This window comes from Catellatospora sp. NPDC049609 (assembly GCF_040675365.1).
Lineage (GTDB): Bacteria > Actinomycetota > Actinomycetes > Mycobacteriales > Micromonosporaceae > Catellatospora.
Genome location: NZ_JBFAOU010000399.1, coordinates 1 through 2,582, shown reverse-complemented (window position 1 = coordinate 2,582; position 2,582 = coordinate 1). Strand labels below are relative to the sequence as shown.

4 protein-coding genes are annotated in these 2,582 nt (G+C 66.1%); all 4 read left to right on the top strand.

Annotation, left to right across the window (positions count from 1 at the left end; genetic code table 11):
• The first annotated feature begins 364 nt into the window (after nucleotides 1–364).
• Nucleotides 365–712: a GAD-like domain-containing protein gene (locus tag AB0J67_RS40570; RefSeq protein ID WP_363491065.1), complete on the top strand. Its 348-nt coding sequence runs from the start codon at nucleotides 365–367 to the stop codon at nucleotides 710–712.
• Nucleotides 712–924, top strand: a complete 213-nt coding sequence (locus AB0J67_RS40565; protein ID WP_363491063.1) for a T6SS immunity protein Tdi1 domain-containing protein — start codon at nucleotides 712–714, stop codon at nucleotides 922–924. Before AB0J67_RS40570 ends, AB0J67_RS40565 begins: the two co-directional genes overlap by 1 nt.
• A gap of 157 nt (nucleotides 925–1,081) precedes the next feature.
• A complete protein-coding gene (locus AB0J67_RS40560; RefSeq protein ID WP_363491061.1) occupies nucleotides 1,082–1,681 on the top strand; it encodes a HEAT repeat domain-containing protein in 600 nt (199 codons plus the stop codon).
• A 338-nt stretch (nucleotides 1,682–2,019) separates the two neighbouring features.
• Nucleotides 2,020–2,523 carry a hypothetical protein gene (locus tag AB0J67_RS40555; protein WP_363491059.1) on the top strand — a complete coding sequence of 168 codons (504 nt, stop codon included), beginning with the start codon at nucleotides 2,020–2,022 and terminating at the stop codon, nucleotides 2,521–2,523.
• Nucleotides 2,524–2,582 lie beyond the last annotated feature (59 nt).

Genomic DNA, 2,582 nt, shown 5'->3' with positions numbered 1-2,582 from the left:
GATTTATTTTCCTTATTTTTCGCCGTATTTTGTACCAACTCCACCCTTGGTGTCTGGCCGGCCACAAACTTCACGGCGGGCGGCCCCGACCTCGTACACCATGGATTCAGAGGTTGTAGTTCTTCCGCGACGGCCACCGGAAGGCCAGGTACAAGCACGTCGCGGCGTCGCATGGCTTCGTCGGCTCAGCCGCGGTCTTCCGTTCGTCGCGCCGGCGAGACCTGCGCTTGGCACGACGCCTGATGCGCACTCCAAGTTCCATCGACGAGACTGCGTACACCTGACGTCGCCGGCCGGCACGGCCCGCTGGCTCAGCACCGGCACATGGCCGGTGTTGACGAAGGGGTCGGGTAGGTTCGAGCGCATGATCGAGATCGCCGATTTCATGCCGCACGGTCCCGTCGAGCCCGAGGTGATCGAGGAGTATCGGGACCGGGTGCCGGACGATCTCGTCGAGGTGTGGGAGCGGTACGGGTACGGGACGTTCGGCGAGGGATTCCTGCGGGTGATCAACCCGAAGGTGTACGAGGACGAGGTCGGCGACTGCATCGGCAAGACCCAGGGCGACGGTGTCGCGATCCCGATCATGGTCACCGGTCTGGGCGACCTGATCACCTGGGAACCCAGCGTCGGCGTCGTCGCCATCCTGTACCGGGAAGGCCGTACCCTGGACTCGGCAGTAAGCCCAGCACCTTCATCAGGCTCACCCTGATGGGTGGTGCGGCCCACCTCTCACGGACCCTGAACTGGGACGTTTTCCCCCAGGCGGTCGCCGTGCACGGCGAGCTGCCGTACGACGAGTCGTTCATCTACGTGCCGCTGCTGTCGATGGGCGGACAGGCGAAGGTCGAGAACCTGCACAAGCGCAAGACCATCACGGCGATCCAGGTCGCCGTGGACCTGCAGGGCGTCATCGGGCACTGACACCCGCACCCGGGGACACCACCGCTGGAGTCGGCTGCGCCCGTAGGCGAAACCACCTTGCACGAGAGCCTGGCTACCGCCTCTCCCGCGGGCGGCCGGGTTGCCCTATCTGTGGCGCCCATCATGCGATGGACAAGATCAATGACATCATGGGCCGATGAACGATGGTCTCGATGCCGTGATCGCCAAGGTGCTCGACTGGGAGCCCGGGGCCGACGAAGCCCTGATCGCCGCCGGGCCCACCGGCGCGAAACGTGTCTTCGACCTCTACTACGGCAGGGCCAAGGCGAACCTGGCCACGAAAGCCACCGGCCGGGAGCTCGTCGACAGCTGGTCGGCTGCCCTGCACATCGCCGCCTCGGTCGCGCCCGAGGAGTTTCTCGCCCAGCTGACGAGTCGCGTCGGCACCACGGAGATCGTGATCCTCGGCGACATCGACGACCCCCGCGCTACGCACATCCTCTGCGAGCAGGCTCGGCACGAGGACTTCCTGCACCGCGTCAACGCCGTCCGGGCACTGGCCAAACACACCGGCCCGGCGAGCCGGGAAGCGGTCGAGCAGGCCCTCGCCGATGAGAATCTCGTGGTACGCAGCGCCGCGATCCGCTGCGTCGCCGACGCGGAGCCCAGCCGAGGCACGACCCTGTACGAGGCATTCCTGCAACAGCCGCACCTCACCCCGCTCCTGCGACAGCAGACGCTGTGGGCGTTGTCCTACCTGCGTAAAGGCAGTCCGATACCACTCCGGCCATGGTGACGGCCAGCTTTGGAATGCCCACGGGGACGGCACGGAATAGGCAGCATGGCCGCCGGTGCCGGGTCGGGCGCGGGCCGTTGGCTGTGCTGGGCACTCACGCTGCCGCGTCGTGGTGGGCCCGGGTGGCGCGGTCGCGCATAGGTGGATGGTGGGGCCTGACCGGTGAATCATGAGCAGTTGACTACCCCGCGCCACCTGCATCGGCCGGGTTCTAGCAGCGGAAACGGCTATTGATATCTCACGGTGCTTCCCACCGTTCGCCATCCTCTTGCGGACTGGATGCGGACTGGGCATGCACGCGTTCGCGGGCCACGGCTGGCGGACCGTAAACTCCCGTGATGGTCGCCGGTCGATGGGTACTGTTGGTCTTGATGGTGCTGGTCGGTCCGTTGCTGTGGTGGGGCGGCGTGGTCAGCGCTACTTCTGCCGCCCAGGCCGCCCTCCCGCCCGGCGATTCGAGCCTGCTGTATTTCCTCTCCAACTACCGCAGCGGCGGGCTGTTCATGGCGGGCTGTCTCGCATTCCTCAATCTACTGCTGATCATGATCCTGCTGCCGGGGAAACGAGCGATGCAGCGGGGCCGCCCCATCACACGCGTCGGCGCGGTTATCGGGGCGATGCTCATCACCGGTTTGGCCTGGCTCGAACACTGGTTGAATCCGGTGACCTACAACTGGAGCGGCGACCCAGACGCCTGGAGCTTGGCCAAGGACCATGTCACGCCCTGGCATCCGGCACTCGGGACCCTCTGGATCGTCCTCAACGCGGCGGCTGCCGCCTCGATCGCCGTGCAGGCCATGGTGACCACCCATCGGCCCGCTGATCCTCCTGCGTGTCGGTGATCTCGTCGAACTTGGTGACCGACGCTGTGTAGTCTCCGTCACCGTACGCGCTGTAGAGG